The sequence below is a fragment of the Amycolatopsis benzoatilytica AK 16/65 genome, from assembly GCF_000383915.1.
In the GTDB taxonomy this organism is placed as follows: Bacteria; Actinomycetota; Actinomycetes; order Mycobacteriales; family Pseudonocardiaceae; genus Amycolatopsis; species Amycolatopsis benzoatilytica.
The window spans coordinates 6,694,962-6,716,631 of record NZ_KB912942.1 but is presented as its reverse complement, the minus strand read 5'-3'; the positions used below and the strand labels follow the sequence as shown (position 1 = coordinate 6,716,631).

General features: G+C 69.5%; 21 protein-coding genes and 2 tRNA genes. 13 read left to right on the top strand and 10 right to left on the bottom strand.

The features are described 5' to 3' along the window. Nucleotides 1-33 precede the first annotated feature (33 nt). From AMYBE_RS0131200 to ppk2, 5 genes are all read left to right on the top strand, one after another. The gene (locus AMYBE_RS0131200; RefSeq protein WP_020663317.1) at nucleotides 34-2,025 is read left to right on the top strand and encodes an acetoacetate--CoA ligase; all 1,992 of its coding nucleotides are present in this window, start codon (nucleotides 34-36) and stop codon (nucleotides 2,023-2,025) included. A gap of 73 nt (nucleotides 2,026-2,098) precedes the next feature. Beyond that, entirely contained in the window at nucleotides 2,099-3,772 is a 1,674-nt protein-coding gene (locus AMYBE_RS0131195; RefSeq protein WP_211227014.1) for a phosphatidylglycerol lysyltransferase domain-containing protein, read from the top strand. A gap of 66 nt (nucleotides 3,773-3,838) precedes the next feature. Continuing rightward, a tRNA-Ser gene (locus AMYBE_RS0131190) sits at nucleotides 3,839-3,928 on the top strand. Between the two features lie 42 nt (nucleotides 3,929-3,970). Continuing rightward, nucleotides 3,971-4,044: transfer RNA gene (locus AMYBE_RS0131185), tRNA-Arg, on the top strand. 253 nt (nucleotides 4,045-4,297) lie between these two features. Beyond that, nucleotides 4,298-5,188 carry a polyphosphate kinase 2 gene (gene ppk2, locus AMYBE_RS0131180; RefSeq protein WP_020663315.1) on the top strand — a complete coding sequence of 297 codons (891 nt, stop codon included), beginning with the start codon at nucleotides 4,298-4,300 and terminating at the stop codon, nucleotides 5,186-5,188. Nucleotides 5,189-5,239: 51 nt separating this feature from the next. Here ppk2 and AMYBE_RS0131175 read toward each other — a convergent pair whose 3' ends face one another. From AMYBE_RS0131175 to AMYBE_RS0131165, 3 genes are all read right to left on the bottom strand, one after another. Next, nucleotides 5,240-5,605 (bottom strand): VOC family protein, encoded by a 366-nt coding sequence (locus AMYBE_RS0131175; RefSeq protein WP_020663314.1) that lies wholly within the window; start codon nucleotides 5,603-5,605, stop codon nucleotides 5,240-5,242. Between the two features lie 30 nt (nucleotides 5,606-5,635). Beyond that, nucleotides 5,636-6,526 (bottom strand): hypothetical protein, encoded by an 891-nt coding sequence (locus tag AMYBE_RS0131170; RefSeq protein ID WP_245573281.1) that lies wholly within the window; start codon nucleotides 6,524-6,526, stop codon nucleotides 5,636-5,638. A 133-nt stretch (nucleotides 6,527-6,659) separates the two neighbouring features. Continuing rightward, on the bottom strand, nucleotides 6,660-7,697 hold the full coding sequence (locus tag AMYBE_RS0131165; protein ID WP_020663312.1) for a tetratricopeptide repeat protein: 1,038 nt from the start codon (nucleotides 7,695-7,697) through the stop codon (nucleotides 6,660-6,662). Between the two features lie 234 nt (nucleotides 7,698-7,931). Here AMYBE_RS0131165 and AMYBE_RS0131160 point away from each other — a divergent pair, with 234 nt between their 5' ends. From AMYBE_RS0131160 to AMYBE_RS0131150, 3 genes are all read left to right on the top strand, one after another. After that, on the top strand, nucleotides 7,932-8,588 hold the full coding sequence (locus AMYBE_RS0131160) for an HNH endonuclease family protein (RefSeq protein WP_020663311.1): 657 nt from the start codon (nucleotides 7,932-7,934) through the stop codon (nucleotides 8,586-8,588). 10 nt (nucleotides 8,589-8,598) lie between these two features. After that, nucleotides 8,599-9,255, top strand: coding sequence for an alpha/beta fold hydrolase (locus tag AMYBE_RS0131155; RefSeq protein ID WP_020663310.1), 657 nt, complete (start codon nucleotides 8,599-8,601; stop codon nucleotides 9,253-9,255). Nucleotides 9,256-9,338: 83 nt separating this feature from the next. Continuing rightward, nucleotides 9,339-13,055, top strand: a complete 3,717-nt coding sequence (locus tag AMYBE_RS0131150; protein WP_027928193.1) for a S8 family peptidase — start codon at nucleotides 9,339-9,341, stop codon at nucleotides 13,053-13,055. A gap of 21 nt (nucleotides 13,056-13,076) precedes the next feature. Here AMYBE_RS0131150 and AMYBE_RS0131145 read toward each other — a convergent pair whose 3' ends face one another. From AMYBE_RS0131145 to AMYBE_RS0131125, 5 genes are all read right to left on the bottom strand, one after another. Then, entirely contained in the window at nucleotides 13,077-14,090 is a 1,014-nt protein-coding gene (locus AMYBE_RS0131145) for a helix-turn-helix transcriptional regulator (protein WP_020663308.1), read from the bottom strand. A 54-nt stretch (nucleotides 14,091-14,144) separates the two neighbouring features. Then, entirely contained in the window at nucleotides 14,145-14,795 is a 651-nt protein-coding gene (locus AMYBE_RS0131140; protein WP_020663307.1) for a nitroreductase family protein, read from the bottom strand. 70 nt (nucleotides 14,796-14,865) lie between these two features. Beyond that, on the bottom strand, nucleotides 14,866-15,282 hold the full coding sequence (locus AMYBE_RS0131135) for an ATP-binding protein (protein WP_027928191.1): 417 nt from the start codon (nucleotides 15,280-15,282) through the stop codon (nucleotides 14,866-14,868). A gap of 64 nt (nucleotides 15,283-15,346) precedes the next feature. After that, nucleotides 15,347-16,123: a SigB/SigF/SigG family RNA polymerase sigma factor gene (locus AMYBE_RS0131130; protein WP_020663305.1), complete on the bottom strand. Its 777-nt coding sequence runs from the start codon at nucleotides 16,121-16,123 to the stop codon at nucleotides 15,347-15,349. Next, nucleotides 16,120-16,536: an ATP-binding protein gene (locus AMYBE_RS0131125; protein WP_020663304.1), complete on the bottom strand. Its 417-nt coding sequence runs from the start codon at nucleotides 16,534-16,536 to the stop codon at nucleotides 16,120-16,122. Before AMYBE_RS0131125 ends, AMYBE_RS0131130 begins: the two co-directional genes overlap by 4 nt. 149 nt (nucleotides 16,537-16,685) lie before the next feature. Between AMYBE_RS0131125 and AMYBE_RS0131120 the strand changes: the two genes are divergently transcribed. The 3 genes from AMYBE_RS0131120 to AMYBE_RS0131110 all read left to right on the top strand — a co-directional run bounded on the left by AMYBE_RS0131120 (nucleotide 16,686) and on the right by AMYBE_RS0131110 (nucleotide 18,410). Then, nucleotides 16,686-16,991 carry a WhiB family transcriptional regulator gene (locus AMYBE_RS0131120; RefSeq protein WP_020663303.1) on the top strand — a complete coding sequence of 102 codons (306 nt, stop codon included), beginning with the start codon at nucleotides 16,686-16,688 and terminating at the stop codon, nucleotides 16,989-16,991. Between the two features lie 217 nt (nucleotides 16,992-17,208). Then, the gene (locus AMYBE_RS0131115) at nucleotides 17,209-17,562 is read left to right on the top strand and encodes an STAS domain-containing protein (RefSeq protein WP_020663302.1); all 354 of its coding nucleotides are present in this window, start codon (nucleotides 17,209-17,211) and stop codon (nucleotides 17,560-17,562) included. A 62-nt stretch (nucleotides 17,563-17,624) separates the two neighbouring features. Continuing rightward, nucleotides 17,625-18,410, top strand: a complete 786-nt coding sequence (locus AMYBE_RS0131110) for a metal-dependent hydrolase (protein WP_020663301.1) — start codon at nucleotides 17,625-17,627, stop codon at nucleotides 18,408-18,410. Between the two features lie 88 nt (nucleotides 18,411-18,498). Here the strand turns inward: AMYBE_RS0131110 and AMYBE_RS0131105 are convergent, their stop codons facing one another. After that, a complete protein-coding gene (locus AMYBE_RS0131105) occupies nucleotides 18,499-19,266 on the bottom strand; it encodes a nuclear transport factor 2 family protein (RefSeq protein WP_020663300.1) in 768 nt (255 codons plus the stop codon). A 180-nt stretch (nucleotides 19,267-19,446) separates the two neighbouring features. Between AMYBE_RS0131105 and AMYBE_RS0131100 the strand changes: the two genes are divergently transcribed. Continuing rightward, entirely contained in the window at nucleotides 19,447-19,992 is a 546-nt protein-coding gene (locus AMYBE_RS0131100; RefSeq protein WP_020663299.1) for a TetR/AcrR family transcriptional regulator, read from the top strand. On the opposite strand, the gene AMYBE_RS0131095 is transcribed toward AMYBE_RS0131100, so the two are convergent. Beyond that, the gene (locus AMYBE_RS0131095; RefSeq protein ID WP_020663298.1) at nucleotides 19,989-21,206 is read right to left on the bottom strand and encodes an MFS transporter; all 1,218 of its coding nucleotides are present in this window, start codon (nucleotides 21,204-21,206) and stop codon (nucleotides 19,989-19,991) included. The genes AMYBE_RS0131100 and AMYBE_RS0131095 overlap by 4 nt on opposite strands. Before the next feature lie 119 nt (nucleotides 21,207-21,325). Here AMYBE_RS0131095 and AMYBE_RS0131090 point away from each other — a divergent pair, with 119 nt between their 5' ends. Beyond that, entirely contained in the window at nucleotides 21,326-21,670 is a 345-nt protein-coding gene (locus AMYBE_RS0131090) for a hypothetical protein (RefSeq protein WP_020663297.1), read from the top strand.

The window sequence follows — 21,670 nt, the reverse complement described above, 5'->3', positions numbered from 1 at the left end:
CGCTTCGGCCTGGGCCGGGGTTAGCATCGGCGGGTGACCGAGAACGCCGCTGTTCCCGAGGTGCTGTGGCGACCTGATCCGAATCAGGTCGCGGACACGAAAATCGAAGCCTTCCGCCAGTGGCTGCGCGATCGGGGCGGCTCGGCCGGCGACCGCGAACTGGCCGACTACGACGACCTGTGGCGCTACTCGGTCGAGCACGTCCCGGAGTTCTGGGCCGCGCTGGCCGAGTTCTTCGGCGTGCGCTGGCACGAGCCGCCGCGCGAGATCCTGTCCGGCTCGATGCCGTCCGCGCGGTGGTTCGACGGCGCCACGCTCAACTACGCCGAACACTCGCTCAGCCCGGGCAGCGGCGGTGCGCCGAAGGAAGACGACGACCTCGCGGTGATTTTCCATCGCGAGGACGGGTTCGCCGAGCAGCTCACCTATGGCGACCTTCGTGCGCATGTCGCCGCCGCGCGGGCCGGGTTGCGCGCTTTCGGCGTCGGCAAGGGCGATCGCGTCGTCGCGCTCGCGCCGAACTGCCCGCAGACACTGATCGCGTTCCTCGCCGCCGCCAGTCTCGGTGCGATCTGGTCGTCGTGCTCGCCGGACTTCGGCGTGCGCGCGATCGCCGACCGGTTCACCCAGATCGAGCCGAAGGTGCTGGTCGCGGTGAACGGATATGCCTATGGCGGACGGGAATTCGACATCCGCGGCACTGTTCAGCAGCTGCGCGAACAACTTCCCTCGCTGGAAGCCACCGTCTTGGTGCGATACCTGGGCGACGCGACACTCGAAGGCGCCATCGACTGGAACGCGATGCTCGCCGAACACGCTGGCGCCGAGCTGGTCTACGAGCCAGTGGAGTTCGCACATCCGTTGTGGATCCTGTATTCCTCGGGAACCACCGGGCTGCCGAAGGGAATCGTGCAGGGCCACGGCGGCATCGTCGTCGAGCACCTCAAGGCGCTGGGCCTGCAGAGCGGGCTCGGGCCGGGCGACCGGTTCTTCTGGTTCACCACCACCGGCTGGATGATGTGGAACTTCGTGGTGTCCGGCCTCGTGGTCGGCGCGACGATCGTGCTCTACGACGGCAACCCCGGCTATCCAGACCTGAATGTGTTGTGGCGCTTGGCCGAACAGCATCGGGTCAGCTACTTCGGCACGTCCGCGCCGTTCATCCAGAGCTGCCTCAAGAAAGGCGTCAAACCGGCCGAGCGCTACGACCTCAGCGCGCTGCGGGTGGTCGGCTCGACCGGTGCCCCGTTGTCGGCAGAGGGATTCCGCTGGATCGCCGACGAGATCGGCCGCGACGTCCAGATCTGCTCGGTCTCCGGCGGCACCGATCTGTGCGCGGCGATCGTCGCCGCGTCGCCGGACCTGCCGGTGTGGCTCGGCGAGATCTCCTGCCGGGCGCTCGGCGTGGCCGCGGCGGCGTTCGACGACGACGGCGAACCGGTGGTCGAGGAGGTCGGCGAGCTGGTGATCACCGAGCCGATGCCGTCGATGCCGGTCGCGTTCTGGAACGACCCGGACGGCACGCGGCTGCGCGAGGCGTATTTCGACCGCTATCCCGGGGTGTGGCGGCACGGCGACTGGGTCCGGATCACCCGCCGCGGCTCGGCCGTGGTCTACGGCCGCAGCGACTCGACGCTCAACCGCGGCGGTGTCCGGATGGGCACCGCCGAGTTCTACCGGGTCGCCGAGGGTTTCGACCAGATCGCGGACTCGCTGGTCATCGACACCTCGGCGGCGGGGAACGAGGACGGACAGCTGTTGTGTTTCCTTGTCCTCGCACCCGGCGCGAAACTCGAAGAGGTCGAGCCTGACCTGCGGAAAGAGCTTCGCGACGCGCTGTCGCCGCGACACGTACCCGATCGGTTCATCGTCGTTTCCGAGATTCCCCGTACGTTGAACGGTAAGAAGTGCGAAGTACCAGTGAAGCGGATCCTCGCCGGGATTGCCCCGGAGAGGGCGGTGAGCAGAGACGCGCTGGCCAATCCGGCCGCGCTCGAGCCGTTTGTGGAGCTCGCCGTGAGGTGACAGGGGGAAGCATGGCGAGGCCGTACGTGTTGCAAGCTTGGTGACGGGGACACGCGCGCAGCAGACCTGGCAGATGGCCGGCGTCACGTCGGTCGTCGCGATCACCTGGGTGACCAGGCTGGCCGGCCTGCTGACCGTGCTATCGACACTGCTGCCGGCCGGGCGCAACATGCGCGGCCACCTGTCCGAGTGGCTGGAGCTGCCGAGCGAGGCGACCACCGCCGCCGCGGCCGTGGCGCTGGTCACCGGTGTGTTGCTGATCATGCTCGCCGCCGGGCTGCGCAGACGGAAGCGGCGCGCCTGGCAGCTGGCGGTAGGGTTCGCGACGCTGCTCGCGCTGTCGCACATCGGCCTGCGGCATGTGTTCGGTGCGGGCGTGGTGTCCGTCGTACTGCTGGCCGGGCTGCTCGGTACCCGCCGCTACTTCATCGCCCGGCCGGACCCGACGGTCGGCCGTTGGCGAGCGGTCCGGGTGCTGCTGCAACTGCTGCTCGCCGGGTTCGTGCTCAACGTGATCCTGCTGTCCGTCGGCACCTCGAAGATGCTCGAACCGCTCAGCTTCGGCGACCGGCTCGTCCAGTCCGCGCTCGCGCTGTGCGGGGTGAGCGGCCCGGCGGAGTTCCACGAAATGTGGTTCGAGGACCTGTCGGCGACGATCGGCCTGCTCTTCAGCATCACCGGCGTACTGGTGTCCGCTTACTTCCTGCTGCGCTCCGCCGAACCCGCGCCGGAGCTGACCGACGACGAACTCGACCGGCTGCACGCGCTGCTCAAACAGCACGGCGAACGGGACTCGCTGGGCTACTTCGCGCTGCGCCGCGACAAGTTCGCGGTCTTCTCCAAGACCGGCAAGGCCGCGGTCACGTTCCGGGTGATCGCCGGCGTCGCACTCACCTCGGCCGACCCGCTCGGCGACCACGAGGCATGGCCCGGCGCGATCGAGGAGTACCTGGAGATCTGCCGGCGCAACGCGTGGGTGCCCGCCGCGATGGGCGCGTCCGAGCTCGGTGCGACGGTCTGGGCCCGGTTCGGTCTGGAAGTGCTGGAGATCGGTGACGAGGCGATCGTCGACACGGAGACTTTCACCCTGGACGGCCGCGTGATGCGCGGTGTGCGGCAAGCCGCGTCGAGAACGAAGCGGGCGGGTTACAAAGTCCTGGTCCGCCGTGCCGAAGACCTGCGCCCGGGCGAGCTGTCCGAACTGGCGCACCTGGCCGCGACCTGGCGAGGCACCGAGACCGAACGCGGTTTCTCGATGGCGCTGGGCCGCATGGGCGACCGCAGCTCGGTGATCGTGACCGCCGAACAGGGCGGGCGGGTGCGCGGCGTCCTGCAGTTCGTGCCGTGGGGCGAGCGGGGTCTGTCGCTGGACGTGATGCGCCGTGACCGGGCGGCCGACAACGGCGTGAACGAGCTGATGATCTCGGAGCTGCTGCTGTACTCGCGCGAGCACGGCATCGACCAGGTGTCCCTGAACTTCGCCGCCTTCCGCGCCCTGATGGAACAGGGCCAGCGGATCGGCGCCGGCCCGGTCGCCCGGCTGTCGGCGAAGGTGCTGCATTTCTTCTCGCGCTGGATCCAGATCGAGAGCCTCTACCGGTTCAACGCCAAGTTCCAGCCCCGGTGGGAACCGCGCTACCTCGTGTACCCGGGCGTCGGGTCGCTGCCGAGGGTCGGCATCGCCACCTTCGAAGCCGAGGGCCTCGGCGGTCGTTCGCCCTGGTTGCGCCGGGTGCTGCAGCGTTGAGGGGGGTGCCTGTCGGCGGGGTTGGCGAGGTGTGTAACCTATCTGAGCAGTGGTCGTTGGGACCCAGGAGGCTTCGCCTAGTCTGGTCTATGGCGCCGCACTGCTAATGCGGTTGGGGGTAACCCCCCCTCCCGGGTTCAAATCCCGGAGCCTCCGCTGGTGCCTGTTTCGGCAGGTGCTAGATTAACAACTGAACACGCGCCCGTAGCTCAGCTGGATAGAGCATCTGACTACGGATCAGAAGGTCAGGGGTTCGAATCCCTTCGGGCGCACTGTCTGGTCGAGACAGTATACGGTAGGCCGGTTTCTCGCACGAGAAACCGGCCTACCGTTCGTCCGGGGGTACTCTTCCCAGATCCTCTGTGGACACCGATCTTGCACGGCAGCGAAACCATCGTCTCGATCGCCTGCCTTACCGGTATCGGCATCGCCGTCGGCCGGTAGCCGGAGAGCCGGCATCCGGACCCGCGGAGCGTCCCCGGCCGAGACACCCGGTGTTCACCTGCCCTGCTTAAGGTCGGCCGCATGTTGCGGGACGTGCGGGAGTACATCGACCGGCTCGAGATCGACGGGCATTCGATCGGCGAGGATCACGACGACGATCCGGTGCTGATCGACACGTTCGGCAAGGCGGTCGACACCTGGCGGGAGAACTACCCGTACGACGAGCGCATGTCGCGCGAGGAGTACGACGAGACCAAATACCTCCTGCAGGTCGAACTGCTGAAGCTGCAGAACTCGATCAGCGAGACCGGCGGCCGACACGTCCTCCTCTTCGAGGGCCGCGACGCCGCGGGCAAGGGCGGCACCATCAAGCGGTTCATGGAGCATCTCAACCCGCGGCACGCGCGGATCGTCGCGCTGGGCAAGCCCAGTGACCGGGAAGCCCATCAGTGGTATTTCCAGCGCTACGTCCAGCATCTGCCGACCGCGGGCGAGATGGTGCTGTTCGACCGCTCCTGGTACAACCGGGCCGGAGTCGAGCGGGTGATGGGGTTCTGCTCGCCGGAGCAGTACGAGCAGTTCATGCACCAGGTGCCGTTGTTCGAGGAAATGCTGGTGGAGAGCGGGATCACGGTCACGAAGTTCTGGTTCTCGGTCACCCAGGCCGAACAGCGCACCCGGTTCATCATCCGCCAGGTCGACCCGGTGCGGCAGTGGAAGCTGTCTCCGATGGACCTGCAATCGCTCGGCAAATGGGACGACTACACCGCGGCCAAGGAGGCGATGTTCCTCCGCACCGACAGCGACCTCGCGCCGTGGACCACGATCAAGAGCAACGACAAGAAACGCGCGCGGATCAACGCGATGCGCTACTTCCTGTCCCGGTTCGACTACGAGGGCAAGGACAAGACCATTGTCGGCGAACCGGATCCGCTGATCGTGAAGCGCGGTCGAGACGCGGTCGGCGACTAAGCAGTCCACATTAGACAGTCGGTTTCCCGGCCGGCTCAGCTCCCGGCGATCTCAGCCCTCGAGGAACTCCAGCCGGTTGCCCACCGGGTCGAAGGCGTGGAACCGGCGCCGCCCGGGGATCTCCGCCGGGTCCGCCCAGTCGACCGAACCACCGGCGGCTTCGACCGCGGCGGCGACCGCGTCCACGTCGACCACGAACGCCGGATGCGCCTTCTTCGCCGGCCGGAAGTCGGCGTCGACTCCGACGTGCAGCTCGCCGTCCGGCCCGCCCCGGCCGGGCACCTGGAACCAGCAGCCGCCGCGGGCCGCCAGCAGCGGCGGTTTCGGCAGCTCAGGCCAGCCGAGCACGCCGGTGTAGAACGCGCGCAGGTTGTCTTCCGCGCCGGCCGGGCAAGCGACCTGTACGTGATGGATCATGGTCTGCCCCTCTCCCTGGGAAGGGCCAACTTACGACAGTTCGGCCGGCGACGGCTCCGGGAACGCGTAGAACCGCAGCAGCATCGGACGGGTGTTCGCGGTCGGCCGGACGCGGCGGGCGGCGTAGCGGTGCACCAGTTCCAGGTACTCCGCTTCGAACTCCTTCACATCCTTGTGCGTCAGGTGCATTCCGGCGCGGCTGCCGCCGGTCCAGCCGTCGAAGCTGTCGCGGTGTTCGGCGGCCCAGGCGAACAGGCGGGCCTCGCGGTCGTATTTGGCGTCCAGGTACTCGGTCAGAGCCGCCCGGTCCTGCTCCGGGAAGTCCTCTGGCTTCGCTTCGTTCGTGCTGTGCGGGACGGGGTGCCAGCGTCCGTCGCGAGCGCGGCGGACGTAGCCGGCGTGGGTGAGGGTCAGCAGCGCGGCCGGGACGTCGATCGCCGGGATCTGCGCTCGCAGCTCGGCCGAGGTGGCCGGCAGGAGACGGAGCAGCCGCTGGTAGTTCGGGTTGGAGTGCACGGCGATGTCGCGCATGGTCAGGTTCCGCGGCCGGGCCCGGCCGGCGAGCAGTGCGCGGGCGCGCAGCAGCAGGAGCACCGCGATCGGGATCTCGGCGAGCAGCGCCGTCCCGACGCTGGCCCACTGGTCCGGACCGCCCCAGTCGAGGACGACGTCGAACCACGCGTCGCAGCACATCAGCGCCGCGGTCGCGGCCAGCATCGGCACCGATGCGCGGCTGCGGCGGAGGCCGAGCACGGCGGACGCGGCGAAGCAGAACAGGAGCACGATGTCGAAACCGACCCAGGCGAGCCGCCACTGGCTCGTGTCGAAGCGCTGGGGCAGGGTCACGCCCAGGTAGACGGTCCACGGCACCAGGAACACGGCGATGCCGGCGAGGAGGGCGAGGAGCACACGTCTGAACACTCGCTCGACGCTAATGCGGCGGCGGCGGACAGACATCCGGGAAGACCCCGGAGTGGACCCTGAGATGGGCGCGGGGTGTCTATTGTGGACTTCCGGGTCAAGGGACCCGCCTGCCCGGCACCTGCCTGCCCGGTCACCGGGGCCGGTCCTCCGCCCGTCCCTGCCACTGCTCGGCCTCTGCCAGCGCCCCCCGCGCGCGCAGCATCCGGGCCAGGCTCAACATCCCCTGCACATCCCCAGTCTCGGCGGCGGTCCGGAAGCACCGTTCAGCCCGCGCGAGGTCATCGCGCGCCTCCGCGAGATGTCCCAGATTCGTCAGCGCCGGGACACTGCCGTGCTCAGCCGCCTTCCGGTACCAGGCGGCCGCCTCCCCTTCGTCGCCCCGGTTCCGCGCCAGGACGCCCAGGTTGGTCATCGCCGCGGCGTCGCCGGCTTCGGCCGCGGCCAGGTACCAGTGCTCGGCCTCTTCCACCTCGCCGCGCCGGTGCAGCAACAAGCCCAGCCGCACCTTCGCCTCGACGTAGCCGCCTTTCGCGCCTCGCCGGAACCATCGCTCGGCGTCGCCCTCCCGGCGCGCCCGTTCCGCCTGACGGCCCAGCAGGCAGGTCGCGGCAAGCTCTCCGGCTTCCGCTGCCGCTCGCCACCAACTCACCGCGTCCTCGATCAAGCCGCGTTCCTGCAGGGCGCGCCCCAGGTCCAGCATCGCCCTCGAATCACCGTCTTCCGCGGCTCGCCGGCACCAGCTCTCCGCGTCGGCGAACCGGCCGGTCTCCACCAGGAAATGCCCGAGCGGTCCGCACGCCTCGGTCGCGCCGGCGCGGCAGGCGGCGACGTACCAGTGCTCCGCGTCCTCCGGCCGGCCGTTCTTTTCGCAGGTCCGGGCGTACCCGAGCATCCCGTGCGGCTCGCCGGCCTGCGCGGCTTCGTGGTACCAGCGTTCGGCTTCGGCATGCTCGCCCCGGTCGGACAGCAGCCGGGCGAGTCCGGTCATCGCGATCCGGTCCCCGCCCGAAGCGGCTCGGCGGTACCACTCCTCGGCTTCCGCGAGCTGGCCGCGTTCGCGCAGGTCAGCCGCGACCCGCGCCATCGCGACCACGTTCCCGCCCTCCGCTGCCTTGCGGCGCAGGAAATCGTCGACGCGCGTGTTCCAGTTCCGCAGCCGCCCGGGCATCCTCGACCCGCTCCTTTCCGCCCCCTTTGATCGGAGATCGCTCGCGAGCCGGTCGGCGTGACAGCTTCGCGAGCGTTTTCCACCCCCGTTGAGCTGCGCTTTTTCGTTGCCGGGCAACAGCTGACGGTACGTGTCCCGGGCCACGGCCAGTCCGCTGCCGAGAGTGTCTGCGCGATTACCGGTCCGCCGCGGGGCATACTCCGGCTCCACCCCGTCGAAAGGATCCCGCGCGTCATGGCCCGGAAGTTCCCCACCAAGCGGACCGTGCTGCTCGCGGTCGTGCTTCTCGTCGCTGTCTTCGGGTTCTGGTACGCCCAGCGCGAAGTCGGCGACAACACGTCCGAGGCCGCTCCGGCGTCCGCGGCGGACGCGACCAAGCAGCTGTCCGAGCTGAAGATCGCGGCGCGCGGCACTATGACTGGCTATTCGCGGGACAAGTTCAAGCACTGGGACAGCCAGGGCGACAGCTGCGACACGCGCGAGGTCGTCCTCAAGCGCGCGGGCAAGAACGTCCAGGCCGGCAGCGACTGCAAGCCGACATCGGGCACCTGGGTCAGCGTGTACGACGGCGCGACCTGGACCAAGCCGGGGCAGCTCGACATCGACCACATGGTCCCGCTCGGCCAGGCGTGGGTGAGCGGCGCGCGCGACTGGACGCAGGAGAAGCGCGAGCAGTTCGCCAACGACCTGACCCGGCCGCAGCTGTTCGCGGTCACCGCCAGTGTGAACCGGCAGAAGAGCGACAAGGCGCCCGACGAGTGGAAGCCGCCGTCCGTGGGGTTCTGGTGCACCTATGCGACGGATTGGATCACCGTGAAGCACTTCTACGGCTTGTCCGTGACGGACATGGAAAAGACCGCGCTGCAGGACATGGTGAAGCGCTGCGGGTAGAACTGATCCCATGGCGACGTTCGCACTGATCCACGGAGGCGGGGGCAGCGGCTGGGACTGGCACCTGGTCGCTGCCCGGCTGAGCGCGCGCGGGCATGGGGTCGTCGCTCCCGACCTTCCGATCGAGGACCCGCAAGCGACCCAGGACGACTTCGCGGACGCCGTCGTCACCGCGCTCGGCGACGCCCGCGACGTCGTCGTGGTCGGGCACTCCTATGGCGGCTTCACCGCTCCGCTGGTGGCCGACCGAGTCGGCGCGCGGCTGCTCGTCTTCGTCGCCGGGATGATCCCCGCACCCGGCGAGGCACCCGGCGAATGGTGGGAGAACGTCGGCTTCGAATTTCCCGGCGAGATGAAGGCCGAAGAGCACTTCCTGCACGATCTCCCGTCGGAGCTGGCGAAGGAGAACATGCGCCGCGGGCGCGAGCCGAAGAGCCGGGACTACGGCCTGCCGTGGCCGGGCGAGCGGTTGCCGGACCTGCCTACGAAGGTGCTGCTTTTCCAGGACGACCGGTTCTTCGGCGCCGACTTGCAACGGCGGGTCGCGCGGGACCGGCTCGGCCTGGTCGCCGACGAGATGCCCGGCTCCCACCTGGCGTTGCTGAGCCGCCCTGACGAACTCGCCGACCGGCTACTGGTCTATACCGCTGCGGCAACCGGAGAGTAACCGCTGTCCCAGTTGCGACATGTCGCAACCGCGACAGCCGCCAGGTAGTGACGCGGCCCCCGGCTCGCCCCGAACCTGATGCGATGACGTGGAGATCACGAGTTTTCGCACTCGGCTGCACGGGGGCACTGGTCGCGATGCTCGGCCAGGCGGTCCCCGCGGCGGCTGACCCCGCCGCCGGCGTGCCAGCGCAGAATCCCGGTGAGCGGCACAAGGTCACCTTGATGACCGGCGACGTCGTCCAGGTCGAGGCGGTGCCGGGCGGTCGGCAGATCGCGACCGTCCAGCCGGGCAAGGGCCGCGAGCGGATCCGGTTCAGTCAGTCCGATGTGGACGGAAAACTGACCGTCGTTCCTTCCGACGCGATGCGGTTCGTCGCCAGCAAGCGCCTCGACAAGGCGCTGTTCGACGTCACCGACCTGATCGCACAGGGCTACGCCGACGAAACGAGCGCGAAGCTCCCGTTGATCACGCACTACGCCAAGGGCAGGTCGATCGCGGCCGCGCCGAGGCTGGCCGGGGCCGAGCAGGGTGCCGAGTTGCCGAGCGTGCACGGCCGCGCGGTCCGCGAGGACAAGAAGCGTGCCGGAGAGTTCTGGGAGTCGTTCACCGGTCCGCACGCCGCTTCCGGCGCGGTGGAAAGGATTTCGCTGGACCGCAAGGTGCACGCCTCGCTCGATCGCAGTGTCCCGCAGATCGGCGCCCCGCAGGCGTGGGCGGCCGGATACGACGGCACCGGCGTCAAGGTCGCCGTCCTGGACACCGGTTTCGACGCCACGCACCCCGATCTCGCGGGCAAGGTCGAGAAGACCGCCAACTTCTCGTCCAGCGCGGACCTGGTCGACCGGGTCGGCCACGGCACGCACGTCGCTTCGACGATCACCGGCAGCGGTGCGGCCGACGGAGGCAAGCGCAAGGGCGCGGCACCGGGCGCGAAGCTGTACATCGGCAAGGTGCTCGGCGACGACGGTTCCGCCACTGCTTCGCAGGTCCTGCAAGGCATGGAGTGGGCCGCGACCTCTGGTGCCAAGGTGGTCAGCATGAGTCTCGGCGGCGGTGCCACCGACGGCACGGACGACCTCAGCGTCGGGCTCAACGAGCTTTCCGCGCGGACCGGCGCGTTGTTCGTCGTCGCAGCGGGCAATGACGGCGAGAACGGGGCCGGCACGGTGGGCTCACCGGGCACCGCGGACGCGGCGCTGACCGTCGGCGCGGTGGACCGCCAGGACCAGCTCGCGCCGTTCTCCAGCACCGGCCCCCGGCTGGGCGACGACGCCGTGAAGCCGGACATCACCGCGCCCGGAGTGGGCATCGTCGCCGCCCGCGCGGCCGGCACGGCGATGGGCACCGTGATGGACCAGTACTACACCGCGGCATCCGGCACGTCGATGGCGACGCCGCACGTCGCGGGCGCAGCGGCGATCCTGGCGCAGCGCTATCCACAGTGGACTGGACAGCAGCTCAAGGACGGCCTGGCCAGCACCTCGAAGCCGACCAACGGGCTGACCGCCTTCCAGCAGGGCGGCGGACGCGTCGACCTCACCGCCGCCGCGGTGAAGCCGGGGGTCTTCGCGACCGGGACGCTGAACATCGGCCCGGTTACCGGCGAAAGCGGTACGGTGCGCAAGGAAGTCACCTACACCAACACGACTTCCGCCCCGGTCACCCTCACTCCGCAGCTCGGCCTGCGCACTGCGACCGGTACCGCTGCGGGTGCCGCGGTGCGGCTCGACAAGTCCACTGTGGACGTCCCGGCGGGCGGCACCGCCACGGTGGGGATCACCGTCGACTCGGCCGCGCTCGCCGCGGGCACCTACACCGGCAGTCTGCTGGCCGGGGCCGTGCACACGACGGTCGGTCTGGTGAAGGAACCGCCGAAGCACAAGATGACGGTCACCGGTGTCAACCGGGCGGGCAAGGCCGGCCAAGCGGCCGGCTGGATGGAGATCGATCTTTTCGGTCCCGATTCCCGCTACGACATCTTCGGCGACATCGACCGGGAGACGACTTTCGAACTCCCCGAAGGCGACTACTACGCCCGCGCCGTCTACCACACCGGCCTGGCCCCGGACGAACAGCTCGAGATCATCATCAAGCCCGAGGTCTCGCTGACCAAGGATCTCTCCCTGGTGATGGACGCGCGCGGCTCGGTCCCGGTCGAAATCACGACGCCGCGGCCGTCGACGCTGGAGAACATCCTCAGCAGCTACACCCACCGCGAGTTCGGCGAGCGCAGTGTCACCAACTACCTCATGGAGTTCCCCGGAACCCGGCACATCTACGTGACGCCGACGGAGAAGGTGCACAGCGGCAAGTTCGAGTTCGGCACGCGCTGGCAGCTCACCGCGCCGATGGTGACCGCGACCGTGCTGCCGTGGATCGATCTCAAGCCGGAGCTGTTCACCTTCGGCACGTCCCCGGCGGTTTCCGGGACCCGGTGGCTGGACGTCGTCCCGGTGGACGGCAACAAACCGGACCAGTGGGGCAAGGCGCGCGGCCAGATCGCGCTGGTGACACCGTCCGACGACGGCGGCGTGCCGGAGCAGGTCGCCGCGGCCGCGAACAAGGCGGGCGCGGCGATGGTCATCATGATCACCCGGGCCGGCGACCACACCTACGCGCACTGGTCGCCGCGCGGCGACCGGCTGCCGATCCCGGCCATGCTGGTCACCAACGAGCAGGGAATGCAGCTGGCGCAACGGGCCCGGTCCGGGTTCACCAGCATGGTGCTGCGCGGTACCCCGGTCAGCCCGTATCTGTACGACGTCATGCAGGTGACGCACGACCAGATCCCGCAGCGGATCGTCTACCAGGTCTCCGACCGCAACAGCGCGACGGTGACCGCGAACTACCGCAAGACCGGCGACCAGGACTGGTTGTCCGAGCAGCGGTTCGCTTGGCGGCCGTGGGAGAAGTTCGCGACGAACCAGTACCAGCGGTTCGCGAAGACCGGCTCGGCCCGGGAGGAGATCGTGTCCGCGGACGACACGATCTGGCAGCACCGGGTCTACCACAAGCTGGTCTGGGACACCTTCAATCCGTTGAACGACGGGCAGATCGACGTGCCGCGCACGTTCCGTCCCGGCGAGCGCGCGACGGAGAACTGGTACTCCCCGGTGGTGCGGCCGGCGATCCCGCGCGGCGCGGGCCTGGTGTCCTCGCGCACCGGGGACACTTTCGCCTTGCGCATTCCGGAGTTCGTCGACGCGGAAACGGGGCACTACGCGTTCGCCGGCCCCGAAATGGAGGAGCCGGCGGACCAGATGAGCGCGAAGCTGTACCGCGACGGGCAGCTCGTTCAGGACAGCCGCGCGGCGTGGGGCACCTTCCCGGCGGGCGGCGACCCGGCGACCTACCGGCTCGACGTGTCCGTCGCCAAGACCGCTCCGGAGTGGCAGTTCAGCACGCGCACCGAGACGTCCTGGACCTTCGCGTCGCAACGGCCGGCCGGCACCAAGACCGAGCTGCTTCCGTTGCTGCAGGTGGATTACGGCGTGCAAACCGATCTGACGCAGCGGGCCAGGGCAGGCCGGGCCGGCCACATCGAGTTCGCCGTCCGCAACCAGGACGGGATGGCCGCGCCGCCGGACCCGGCGCTGACCGTCGAGGTGTCCTTCGACGACGGTCGCACCTGGACGAAGGTCAGCCGGACCGACCGCCTCGGCAACGGGAAGTTCCGGGCCAAGGTCGACGTGCCGAAGCTCGAGAAGACCAACGGGTTCGTCGCGCTGCGGGTGCACGCCTCCGAAGGCGGGAACTCGGTGCAGCAGACCGTCATCCGGGCCTACGGGCTGTCCTGAAAGCCGCGGCGGCCGGGCGGACTACCCGGCCGCCGCCGGCTCGTCGAGCCAGCCGCGCCTGCTGACCTCCCAGGCGAGCTGCATCCGGGTGTGCACGTTCATCCGGGACATCAGGTCGCTGATCCGTCGCTGGACGGTCCGCTGGCTCACCGCGAGCCGGGTCGCGATCGCTTTGTCGGTGACCCCGGCGACCAGCAACGACAGCAGGTGGCGCTCGTCCCGGTCCGGATGGGTGCCGCCCGCGGTCGGCTCGGCGGCGTCCTGCGGAGTGCCGTCCGCGCGCAACGGCCAGGCGCGTTCCCAATAGCTTTCGAACAACGCGATCAACGCGGAGAGCAGGCTGCTTTCCCGGATCAGCGCCGCGGTCGGCTCGCCAGAGCCGTCCAGGTTCTGCACCAGCGGGCACAACGCGATCGACCCGTCCGCGATCGCCATCCGCACCGGCACCACGGCGGACGACCGCGCCGCCTCGCCGTGCCGGATGCCGAGCGCGACGTTCTCGATCATCCCGGGCTCTTCCAGCAGCGCGCGCTCGTAGACCACCCGGAACCGCACGCCGCGGGCGAGCGCGTCGAACTCGTCGTGGTTTTCCGAGGCGGGCAGTGCGATATGCCCGGCCTTGCAGAACGCCAGCAGCTCGCGGCGCGCCCCGATCTGCAGGTTCGCCATCTGCTGCCGGATCGCCGCGCTGCCGGTGATGACCTCGACCAGCTGCGTCGCGTCGCGCCGCCGGGCGCCGCCGCGGTAGTCCTCGGCCAGCCGGTTCACGGCGGCTCGCGCCCATTCGAGCGACTCCTGCCCGCGCATCAGCAACGGACCGAAGGCGACGTCCGGCGGCGACGGCGCGTACCGCGGCTCCTCCCCGGCGACCAGGCTGACCAGGCCTTTGGCGTGCAGCGAACGCAGCGCGGCCGACACCTGCGCCGGAGCGAGCCCCAGCTGCTGGGCCAGCTGCGCCGGCCCGGCGTCGAACATCCCGACGAGGAGCCGGTAGACCCGCTCCTCGTCTCCGGTCACGCCGATCACGTCCAGCATCCGGCGAGCGTAGCCACTGCGTGGCGGGGCGAATACGACAGAACCGGACAAGGCTCACCAGCGGTCGAAGTGCAGCACCTCGGACAACGGTTGCCGCGCGGCCGGTTTGAAGGTGTCGCCGGTGTAGAACGCGGTCGGGACGAGCGCGCCCTGATGGACCGTCTCGGGAAGCCCGAGCAGCTCGGCGGCTTCTTTTTCGTACGCCAGATGCAGGGTGGTCCAGGCCGTGCCGAGACCGAGCGAACGCGCCGCCAGCTGGTAGCTCCAGACCGCGGGCAGCAGGGACGCCCAGAGAGCGGCCTGGTTTCCGGCGGGCAGTTCGGCGCTCGCGGTCTCGATGCACGGGACGACCAGCACCGGCACGTCGGCCATCCGGTCGGCGAGGTACTCGGCACTGGACGCGACCCGCTGCTGCACCGCGGCCCGCTCCGGATCTTCGGCGAACAACGCCCCGGCGGACCTCGACCCGCCGAAGTACTGCCGCGCGGCCCGCTGGTACAGCTCGGCCAGCCCGGCCCGCTGCTGAGCGTCGGTGACGACGAGCCAATGCCAGTTCTGCCGGTTCGACGCGCTCGGCGCCTGCAATGCGATCGTCAGCGCCTTCTCGACCAGATCCAGCGGCACCGGCCGCTCGAAGTCCAGTCGCTTGCGCACGGTGCGGGTGGTGGTCAGCAGCTGTTCGGGAGTCAATTCACCAGCGGTCATAGCTCGATCATGCCCGCCTTCAGGACCAATCCCGGCCTTCGGACTACCTCGGCCTGGTCGTGCTCCGCCGTCAGGACAGGGCGAACGCCGCCCAGACGCACTTCCCGCCCTCGGCCGGGTCGTAGCCCCAGCGTCGCGCCAGCGCGCGGACCAGCTGCAGCCCGCGGCTGCGCGCCGCCGCCGCGATCGGCTCCTTCAGCTCCGGGATCGACGAGGACGTGTCGAACACCCGGATCACCAGCTCGCAGCCGTCCGTCCGCAGCTCCAGCCTGCCTGGCCGGCCGCCGTGCTCGAACGCGTTGGTGACCAGTTCGGACGTCGCCAGCAGCACGTCGTCGCGCAGCTGGTCGGGGACGTCGAGTTCGGCGAGCGCGGCGCGGACCTGCGCTCGCGCGATGGCGGGTGCGGTGACGTCAGCCGGGAGCGCCAGGCGCACAGTCGCGGCAGCCGCCGCGGTGCTCCTGGTCGGCATCCTCGACGTCGTCATGGCGTCCGCACCTCCCGGCCTCTTCGCTCGCACGTGGTGTTTACCCAACTGGGCCCAAGACAAATCAGGTGCCTTCGGTGATGTCCGTCTCGGCCAGTCCGGTGCGGAGTTTCTTCAGCGTCGCGGCGAGCAGCCGGGACACCTGCATCTGCGAAACCCCGACGCGGCGCGCGATGTCCGACTGGCTCATCCCGGACCCGAACCGCAGTGCGACGATCTTGCGTTCCCGCTCGGGCAGGCTGTCCAGCATCGGCCGCAGCGCCTCGCGCAGCTCGGCCTGGCCGAGGTTCGCGTCCGGCGCGCCGAACCGGGTGTGCGCGGAGTTCTCCAGCAGATTGTCCAGCGACGCCCCGTATCGGCCCTGGCCGGCGCGCAAGCCCTCGTAAACGTCCTCGATCGGCACGTCGAGATGCCGGGCGATCTCACTCGGCTTCGGGGCCCGCGACAGCCGCACGGTCAGCTCCTCGCGCGCCGCCGAAATCGTCGCGTTGAGCTCCTTCAGCCGCCTCGGCACCCGCACCGACCAGCTGTTGTCGCGAAAGTGGTGGCGCAGCTCGCCGGAGATCGTCGGCACCGCGAAGGCGAGGAAGTCGGTGCCCTGGGCCGGGTCGTAGCGGTCCACCGCGTGGATCAGGCCGACCGTGGCGATCTGCACCAGGTCGTCCATCGCCTCGTCCCGGTTGCGGAACTTCCGGGCCAGGTTGCGGGCCAGTTCGAGGTGCTCGCGGACCAGCCGGTCGCGGATCTCCTCGCGACGCGCCGAACGCTCGGGCAGCCCGGTCAGCTCCTGGAACAAAGCTGCCACGTCGGTGGGTTCTTCGCCGCCGGCGGGGTTCGTCACGAGCTGGCCGTCTCGCTCTCCCGGACCAGTTGCACCCGGGAGAGGTACCGGCCGTCGGCCGGGGTCACGGTGCGCCGCGCCGACGTCGCGAGCGCGGTGAGCAGCTGCCAGGACAGCCCGGTCTCGTCGCCGTGGTCGGGGCGGTCGGAGACCACCGACACGGTCACCTCGATCCGGCCCTCGATCCAGGAGAACACGCAGGTCAGCTTGCCGTCGGCGGCCGAGGGCAGCAGCATCGAGCAGGCTTCGTCGACCGCCATCCGCAGGTCCTCGACCGCGTCCAGGTCGAAGTCCTGGCGCATCGCGATGTCCGCCACGATGGTCCGCAGGGTGGGCACCACGTGCGGGATCGCCGCTGTCCGCACCTCGATGAGCTGTGCGTCCTCGCGCTCGAGCGGGGCGTTCTCCTCCACGTGCTGTTCCTCTCTCCGGCGTGCGCCGCCAGTCTTTCGTGCCCGTCCTGGTACCTGCCCGGGGGGTGGGCAAACCAAACCCGGGTTTGACCGTCGCGCGGGGCGGGCATGTAGCGATCGAGTGCTGATCCCGGGAGAGGTGGGACGACATGGCTGATGTGAGCCGGCTGCCCAACGTGGTGGCAGAGGAGTGGGAGTGGCAGCTTCGCGGCTCGTGCCGCGGCGCGGACAGCAGCCTGTTCTTCCATACCGACAACGAGCGTGGCTCCGCGCGCGAACGCCGGGAGTCGCGCGCGAAGGCGATCTGCCACGCCTGTCCGGTGCTGAAGCAATGCCGTGAGCACGCGATGACCGTCCAAGAGCCCTACGGGATCTGGGGAGGGCTCGGCGAGATCGAGCGCCGCGAGCTGTTCATGCGCGAACGGCGCGCGAAGCGCAAGACCGTGTCCGCCTGAACCGACCCGCCCGCTGCCCGCGCGCCGACCTGCGGTGCGCGGGCAGCGGGCGTCCGCGTGCCAGGCCCGCGCCAAGGAGTAGCCAAGTGCCGACGCGGCGAGCGCGAGCCGCTGGGTTAGGGTTGGGTCTCCAGATGCTTGGGACCGGGACACGGTTGCCGCTTGAGACCACAGGCGCGTACCGGCGCAGGTGCAGCGCCTGACGAGGAGAAACTGCATGCCCGCAGCCGACCAGAACGCCACTCCGCCGGGATTCGGCATCACGCTGGACACCGCGGCCGCCCAGCCGAGGGTGGTGGTCACGGGTGAGCTCGATCTGCTCACCAGCCCGCAGCTGCAGGAAGCTCTTGCCGACCTGATCGCGGACAAGAACTCCCGGCGCGTGGTCGCCGACCTGACCGGCGTGACCTTCTTCGATTCCTCCGCCTTGAACGTCGTCCTGCATGCCCAGCGGCAGGCGGGCGAGCGGAAGGTCGAACTCGAGGTGGTGCCCAGTCCGGCGGTCAGCCGGGTGATCGAGCTCACCGGTGTGGCCGAGCACCTGAGCGTGTCGGAGGAACCGCCGGCCTGATCTCCCGATACGGTCGCGCGGACCGCGAAAATGGGCCCGCGACCTGGGGGACAACCATCATGATGGGGCGCACGCACGCCCTGACCGGCTGGTGCGCGGGGCTCGCCTTGGCACCAGTGGTCGGCGTCGGCACGGTGCACCAGGCGGTGGTTTTCGCCGCCACCACGGCCGGGTTCGCACTGCTGCCGGACCTGGACCATCCGCACGCGAGCGCCACCCGCCTGTTCGGCTGGCTGACCGGCGGACTGTCCTGGCTGTTGCGGCGGCTGTCCGCGGCGGTGTACGCGCTGACGAAGGGCCCGCGCGACGAGAAGTCGAAGGGCACCCACCGCCACCTTTCGCACACGCTGCTGTTCGCGGTCGGCCTCGGCGCGGCCACGTCGGCCGGCTGCTCGGCCGGCGGCCAGTGGGCCGTGCTCGGCGTCCTGCTGTTCGGCTTGCTGCTCGCGATTTCCGCATTGGGCGACTGGCTGCTGCTGGTTTACGGCGGTGCCGTGGTCTGGTGGCTGCTCACCGCGCCGGCCGATCCGGCGGCGCAGCTGGCGGACATCTCGGGCTGGCTCGGCGTCGCCGTCGCCGCCGGGTGTTTCACGCATTGCCTCGGCGATTCGCTGACCGAATCCGGCTGTCCGTACCTCTTCCCGCTGCCGATCATGGGGGAGACCTGGTACGAGATCCGCCCGCCCAAGCCGTTGCGGCTGCACACCGGCAAGAAGGTGGAGACGCGGGTGGTGTTCCCGTTGTTCTTCCTCGTCGGCGTGCTGCTGGTGCCCGGCGTGTGGGACTGGACGATGGCGACCGCGGAGCACCTGTTCACGCCGGGGGTTTCGCAAACCGCGACGCGCTGAGGCTCGCGCGGCTTTGCCTTTGCCCAGGTCCGGTCCGGGAAGGGCCCCTTGCGGGACTCAGATTCCGGCAAGGGGCCCTTCACGGACTTCAGGCGGGGCTGGGGTCGAAGACCGGCGATCCGGAGTAGTCGCGGGAGCGCACGATCTGGCCGTCGCGCACCGTCATCACCAGGCAGTAGGACGACACGTACTGCTTGCCGTCGAGCACGCCGTGCAGGTCGAACTCTGCGACCAGCACTTCCGGATCGCTCGTCCGGTGCACCGAGACCCGGTCCGCCTTGGTGATCGTCCGCCGCTCCCCGGCCTGGTGAAAGCGTTTGCGCAGGAGCTCCCGCCCTTCCGACACCTTCGGCACCCCGGCCGGCGCGAACGGGATCTCGATCACCACGTCCTCGGCGTAGCAGTCCGCGAGGTCGTCCCAGCGGTTGCCGACCGACGCGTCGAGAAACCGCTGGAACACCTCCGCGGTTCCCATCAGCGCGCTCGCCGCACCGGTGTTCGGGTAGTCGCGGTATTCGGTCACCTCGCCGTCCCGGACGGTCAGCAGCCCAGCGGACGAAGGGAGGCGATAGCTGTGGCCGGTGTGCGGATTCCGCCCTTCCGCGACGAGTTCGAGGGTGAATCCGTCGGCGGTTTCGGTGGTCGTCACGTCCACCTTGGTCAGACCGATCGAGGCGGCCGTCTTGCCGCCGGCGTCGAGGGTGGCCAGGACGGCGTCTCGGCCGACTGAACGGTGGCCGGTGAACGGCACGGAGTAGACGGCGTCTTCGGCGAGGACGCCGGCCAGTGCCGAGGCGTCGAGCGCACTCAACGCCTCGGCGAAGATCTTGGCCACTTCGGACACAGTGCGGGTCATCGGAACCCTTTCGGGAAGACTGGCGGATAATCGGAACGGTGCACCCGTTTTGACAATACGGAGTGCTTACTCCGGTTGTCAATGACGGACTGGAGATCTGGGACACGGTCCGAAGCGGCGCAGATCGTTCCAGGGAAGAATCGGTCGACACATCCGAACTGGGATCAGAGGAGGCGGCCGGTGGACAAGCCGGTGCTCCGCGCGGACGCGCGCCGGAATCGCGCTCGTGTGCTGGCTGCTGCCGAGACGGCGTTCGCGGCGGACGGGCTCGCCGTGCCGTTGGACGACATCGCGCGGCTGGCCGGCGTCGGTGCGGGCACGGTCTATCGCCATTTCCCCAGCAAGGAAGCGTTGTTCCAGGCGGTCGTCGTGGAACGGCTGGAACAGTTCGGCGTCGAGGCGCAGGAACTGATCGACTCGGGTGCCCCGGGGGAAGCGTTCTTCGGCTTCTTCACCCGCGTCATCGAGCAGGCGTCTCGCAACCGCGCGATCTGCGAAGCGCTCGGCGAGGCCAGCGGTTCGGCGTACAAGGCGGAGGCTGCTGAGAGGTTCCGCGTGAACCTCACGGCGCTTTTGGAGCGCGCGCAAGCTGCAGGTGCGGTACGTGAGGACATCGACGGTGAGGACCTGCGGGCGCTCATCGTCGGCGCGCTCGCCGTGGAGAGGTTTACGCCGGACAGTCGGCACCTCGTGCGCGTGCTGTTGGACGGTTTGCGCAAGGTCTAGCTCGGCAGATCACGCATCCCGCGAAGCGGCGAAGCGAGCAGAATCGCTGATGCGGCGAGGATTCCGATGCCGCACACGTACAGCGTGACCCGAGTTGTGGTGAGTTCGGCGATCAACCCGCCGACCAGGCTGCCGATCGGCGCGACGCCGAAGACAAGCGTTTGTGAGACCGAAGAGACGCGTCCCAGCAGGTGCCGCGGCGTGATCGCCTGCCGGAAACTCGTCGTGTACACGTTCAGCACGATGATTCCGAAGCTGGACCCGGCATTGCCGAGAACCCACCAGACGAGGCCCCATCCCGGCGTCGCAAACGCAGCCAGCAGAAACGAAACGCTGTACACGGCCGCACCGAGATAAAGCGCCTGCGCGGCACCGAAGCGGGTGCCGAGTGGGCGCGCGACTGCGCTCGCCAGCAGTGCGCCGGTCAGGAAGAGGGTGCCGAGCAGGCCGATCGCGTACGGCGCGAGGTGCATGTCGCGGACGACGAACACCATGGACACCGCCATGAACATGGACTGAAACAGGCTCGACACCGCACTGTGGACGGCGATCGCTCGCAGGATCGGGCTGTGCAGCAGGATTCGCAGCCCTTCGCCGATCTCGCGGCGCAGGTTGCGTTCGGCCGGCTCGGGCAACGCGTCCGGGGTGCGGATGCGACGCAGCCACAGCGCGGACCAGACGTAGGTCAGCGCGTCGACCGCGATCGCACCGGCGCTCCCGGCGAACTGCACGATCAGGCCGCCGAGTCCGGGGCCGGAGATCGCGGCGACCGACAGGTTCGTCTGCAGCCGCGCGTTCGCTTCCGGCAGCTGGTCGCGCTCGACCAGCTGCGGCAGGCAGGTCTGGTGCGCGACGTTGAAAAACACGCTGAACGCGCCGGTCAGCAGTACGACCGCGTACAGGTGACCCAGCGTCAGCGACCCGGACAGGGCGGCGATCGGAAGCGAGCCGATCAGCAGCGCCCGGCCGACGTCGGCGGCGACCAGCACCGGTCTGCTCCGCATCCGGTCGCACCACGCGCCTGCCGGCAACCCGATCAGCAGGTAGGGCAGCGTGCTCAGCGTCCGCAGCAGCGAAACCTCGATCACGGAAGCGGCGAGCGTGGTGGTCGCGAGCAGCGGAATCACCAGGAAATCGATGCGGTCGCCGACCTGGCTGAGCGCGTCGGCGAGCCAGAGCCGCCGGAAGTCCGGCGCGCCGAGAACCCCCTTCATATCACCAGTATTACCTAAGTTGAGTCTGTGCCACTCAACTTGCACTCTGTGTAACGGAGCCTATGATCAACGCGACGAGATCCTCGTAGCCGACTGACGCGCGGCGAGGAGGTGCCGGAATGTCGGACACCGCTCCCACCTGGGGTTACGTCGTCGTGACTGGGCTCGCCGGAGTCGCTGGCGGTCTGCTGGTCGCCGCGCTCCTGGTCGCCGGTCGCACTCCGCAGCCAACCAGCCAGACCTCCGTGCCGTCGTCGCCCGCGCCTTCCGCGGAGCAAGTGACGGTGACGGTGACCGGCCTCCCTCTGCCGCCGGTCACCGTCACTCATCGCGCGCCGCCCCCGGCACCGCGCACCACGACGGCGACGATCTCGGTCACGCCGACTCCGTCGAGCCCATCGTCGCCTCCGCCGACTTCGCTGAGCCCGACGAGCGTTTTCGCCTCCCCGGGCTCCGACGGCTGA

Excerpts from the sequence above, each read along its gene's own strand:
- AMYBE_RS0131160 (WP_020663311.1), top strand. The coding sequence starts at position 7,932 with ATGGCCCGGAAGTTCCCCACCAAGCGGACCGTGCTGCTCGCGGTCGTG.
- AMYBE_RS0131105 (WP_020663300.1), bottom strand. The coding sequence starts at position 19,266 with ATGACCCGCACTGTGTCCGAAGTGGCCAAGATCTTCGCCGAGGCGTTG.
- AMYBE_RS0131115 (WP_020663302.1), top strand. The coding sequence starts at position 17,209 with ATGCCCGCAGCCGACCAGAACGCCACTCCGCCGGGATTCGGCATCACG.
- AMYBE_RS0131110 (WP_020663301.1), top strand. The coding sequence starts at position 17,625 with ATGGGGCGCACGCACGCCCTGACCGGCTGGTGCGCGGGGCTCGCCTTG.
- AMYBE_RS0131150 (WP_027928193.1), top strand. The coding sequence starts at position 9,339 with ATGACGTGGAGATCACGAGTTTTCGCACTCGGCTGCACGGGGGCACTG.
- AMYBE_RS0131135 (WP_027928191.1), bottom strand. The coding sequence starts at position 15,282 with ATGACGACGTCGAGGATGCCGACCAGGAGCACCGCGGCGGCTGCCGCG.
- AMYBE_RS0131095 (WP_020663298.1), bottom strand. The coding sequence starts at position 21,206 with ATGAAGGGGGTTCTCGGCGCGCCGGACTTCCGGCGGCTCTGGCTCGCC.
- AMYBE_RS0131140 (WP_020663307.1), bottom strand. The coding sequence starts at position 14,795 with ATGACCGCTGGTGAATTGACTCCCGAACAGCTGCTGACCACCACCCGC.
- AMYBE_RS0131090 (WP_020663297.1), top strand. The coding sequence starts at position 21,326 with ATGTCGGACACCGCTCCCACCTGGGGTTACGTCGTCGTGACTGGGCTC.
- AMYBE_RS0131155 (WP_020663310.1), top strand. The coding sequence starts at position 8,599 with ATGGCGACGTTCGCACTGATCCACGGAGGCGGGGGCAGCGGCTGGGAC.
- AMYBE_RS0131145 (WP_020663308.1), bottom strand. The coding sequence starts at position 14,090 with ATGCTGGACGTGATCGGCGTGACCGGAGACGAGGAGCGGGTCTACCGG.
- AMYBE_RS0131165 (WP_020663312.1), bottom strand. The coding sequence starts at position 7,697 with ATGCCCGGGCGGCTGCGGAACTGGAACACGCGCGTCGACGATTTCCTG.
- AMYBE_RS0131120 (WP_020663303.1), top strand. The coding sequence starts at position 16,686 with ATGGCTGATGTGAGCCGGCTGCCCAACGTGGTGGCAGAGGAGTGGGAG.
- ppk2 (WP_020663315.1), top strand. The coding sequence starts at position 4,298 with ATGTTGCGGGACGTGCGGGAGTACATCGACCGGCTCGAGATCGACGGG.
- AMYBE_RS0131195 (WP_211227014.1), top strand. The coding sequence starts at position 2,099 with ATGGCCGGCGTCACGTCGGTCGTCGCGATCACCTGGGTGACCAGGCTG.
- AMYBE_RS0131175 (WP_020663314.1), bottom strand. The coding sequence starts at position 5,605 with ATGATCCATCACGTACAGGTCGCTTGCCCGGCCGGCGCGGAAGACAAC.